Annotated in this window: 4 protein-coding genes and 1 pseudogene; all 5 read left to right on the top strand. The window is 61.3% G+C overall.

All coding sequences use genetic code 11. The annotated features are described in order from the left end of the window. Positions 1-202: 202 nt before the first annotated feature. Positions 203-889 (top strand): annotated as a pseudogene (locus FS320_RS41480) (IS3 family transposase); the annotation flags it as partial. A 182-nt stretch (positions 890-1071) separates the two neighbouring features. Further along, positions 1072-1344 carry a hypothetical protein gene (locus FS320_RS41485; RefSeq protein ID WP_152718395.1) on the top strand — a complete coding sequence of 91 codons (273 nt, stop codon included), beginning with the start codon at positions 1072-1074 and terminating at the stop codon, positions 1342-1344. Positions 1345-1350: 6 nt separating this feature from the next. Further along, positions 1351-1698, top strand: a complete 348-nt coding sequence (locus FS320_RS51275) for a Na/Pi symporter (RefSeq protein ID WP_425294312.1) — start codon at positions 1351-1353, stop codon at positions 1696-1698. Positions 1699-1746: 48 nt separating this feature from the next. Then, positions 1747-1941 carry a hypothetical protein gene (locus FS320_RS41495; protein ID WP_152718396.1) on the top strand — a complete coding sequence of 65 codons (195 nt, stop codon included), beginning with the start codon at positions 1747-1749 and terminating at the stop codon, positions 1939-1941. Positions 1942-1964: 23 nt separating this feature from the next. Beyond that, entirely contained in the window at positions 1965-2150 is a 186-nt protein-coding gene (locus FS320_RS41500; RefSeq protein WP_152718397.1) for a hypothetical protein, read from the top strand. The last annotated feature ends 496 nt before the right edge of the window (positions 2151-2646 follow it).

Raw genomic sequence — 2646 nt, forward strand, 5'->3', positions numbered from 1 at the left:
AAAGCGGACAATGTTGGTAGTCTCGTTCATGGCGTATCGCTCTCTCGAAGAGGTTCTGGCAGGCTCGACACCCGCCTCGATACGCCGCCCTTCTCACACCGTCATCACCCAGTTTCCGCCATAGCTCCAAGGTGCGCCGGGAGACCGACAAGGAGTAGGTGCAACAAGACCATCACAGTGAACGAGTAGCGATCCACTCTGTGAGGTGATCCGCAAGATGGGCATCACCGAGCCGACTTGTCTCACGCTGGAAGAAGCAGTTCGCCGGGATAGGCGTGACCGAGATCCAGCGCCTCAAGCAGCTCAAGGATGAGAATGCCCGGCTCAAGAGGCTCATGGCCGACCGGACCTTGGACAAGACCGTGGTGCACGACGTGCTCAAACGAAAGTGGTGAAGCCCGCCGTCCGACGTGAGGTTCCAGGCCATTTGCAGAAGGCTGACAGTGTCAGCAGTCGGCGGGCATGCTCGGCCGTCGGCTTTCAGCGCTCCTCGCAGCGCTACCGCAAGCGTTCCGATCCACAAGTGGAGCTGCGGATGCCGCTCAAGGAGCTCGCGGCCCCTCGGGGCGCTATGGCTATCGCCGGCTGCACATTCTGCCGCGCCGGGAGGGCTGGCTGGTGAACCACAAGCGCACCTACCGCCTCTACGCGAGGAAGGGCTGTCGATCCGGCCCAAGGCACCCAGGCGCAAGCGGGCCTGGCGCTACCGGCAGGGTCGGCCTGAGGTGGGTAGGCCCAACGAGGTGTGGGCGATAAACTGGCAGGAGCCGACCAGCTTTTCGATGGCCGTCCGTTCCGGATCCTGATGGTGGTGGACTGCCACACACGAGAGTCACTGGCGATTGTCCCGCGAGTGGGTTTCTGGGCCTATCAGGTGGTGGAGGCGCTCTATGAGATCGCCGTGCGGCAATGCTCGGACGATCCAAAAAGGGATTGTCGTGACGGAAATGTTGATAACACGGTATCAACCTGCTTCGCCAAAGCTCAGCCAAGCCCCTCAGTGTCATCAAACTGTGATCGTAACACCGCACCGTCAGAGGCTACCGCGCTCAATCCGCCCAGGAGGTGCGCATGGGCTCCGATCCTCGACGCTGCCTGATTGCGGTTGGCTTCACCGTTCTTTTGCTTCAACTGGCTTGGAGTGACGCTGGTCTGGCGCAAGCGGCACCCGGGCCGCCGAGAGAGCCATCGGATGATGTCGATTGGCTTGAACTCGCGATGGGCAGCATCGCGGGCCTCGTCCTCTTCCTCTATGGCGTGACCCAGCTCTCCAAGACCCTGAAGGAGGTTGCCGGCGAGCGCATGCGGATGCTGCTGCACAAAGCAGCCGGCCACCGCTTCTGAGGCCTGCTGACCGGTACCGCTGCGACGGTAGCGCTCGACTCCTCCTCCGTCACGATGATCCTCCTGATCACCCTGGTGGATGCCGGTCTTCTGTCGTTCGTGGAGGCCTTGCCCGTCATCCTCGGGTCCAACATCGGCACGACAATCTCAAGTCCGGTCTTTGCCCTCAACATCGACGAGTATGCGCCCGTGCTGCTCCTGGCAGAGTTCCTGGCACGCGCTCCTCAAGTCGGATCAGGCGCGGGCCTAGAGCATCATCGGGTTCAGCATCGGCCTCATCCTCTTCGGGCTGCATGTTATTGGCGAGGCCGCCGAGCCTCTCAACGGTCATCAGCCCATCATCGACTGGCTTAAGACGCTTGAGAACCCGCTCTACGTGGTGATTGCAGGGCCCTCATCACCGTGGCGATCCAATCCTCCTCGGCCATGCTCGGCATCATCACCCTGGCCAGCCAGGGGCTGATCAGCCTGCCGGACGGCATTGCCATGATGCTGGGTGCTGAAATCGGCACCTGCACCGACACCCTCGTGGCGACCGTCGGGCGGTCCCGGTCGGCTGTTCGGGCCGGCATATTCCACCTGGCGTTCAATTTTTAACCGTTGCGCTTGGCATTCTCTTCGTGCGGCAGATCGCAATGCTGGCCGAGTGGTCGAGCAGCGAGGCGGGACGGCAGATTGCCAATGCGCGCTTGGCCTTCAATGTTACCGGCGCCCTGCTCGTCATCGGCTTCGTTCACATGGCTGAAGATCCTGTGCCGGGTCGTGCCTGCCCGGCAGGAGGAGCGCAACGCAGGGCTTCAGCGTGATCTTCCTAGAACACGGCCGGCCGAGTAGCGCTCTGTCCATCTTGGAGACCAGAGATAAGAAGCCTGAACATCAGTAGTCTGTACCGCTATCCAGGTCTCCCGCCGAAACCCTGATCGGCACCTCACTGAAGAAATGACGGCTGGGGTGAAAGCTGAGGAGGATCTTCTTCAACTCGGGCTCGGAGACCAGGCTTGCTGCCTTCTTGGCGCTCAGCCACCGCGTCTCCCGCTCCCCCTTCTCAAGCCAATTGGGTCTTTGATGGTCAACGTGGAGCGGAAAAACCTCAACCGTGCATCTGACCTGGCGTCCAGGACCAAGGCGCTTGTGGTACCGGAACGACCCGACGGCTTTCGGATCCACGTACCCAACTAGATCCTTAGCACAGTGATTTTGACGGTTTGACACCGCCAAGCTCGTGCTGCGGACTTCGCATCTGGTACCGAGGCCCCGTCCAATGGGGATCAATCCACTTGCAGATCCCGCACCGCTTCGAAG

This window comes from Microvirga tunisiensis (assembly GCF_009296175.1).
GTDB classification, from domain to species: Bacteria; Pseudomonadota; Alphaproteobacteria; order Rhizobiales; family Beijerinckiaceae; genus Microvirga; species Microvirga tunisiensis.

Excerpts from the sequence above, each read along its gene's own strand:
- FS320_RS41485 (WP_152718395.1), top strand. The coding sequence starts at position 1,072 with ATGGGCTCCGATCCTCGACGCTGCCTGATTGCGGTTGGCTTCACCGTT.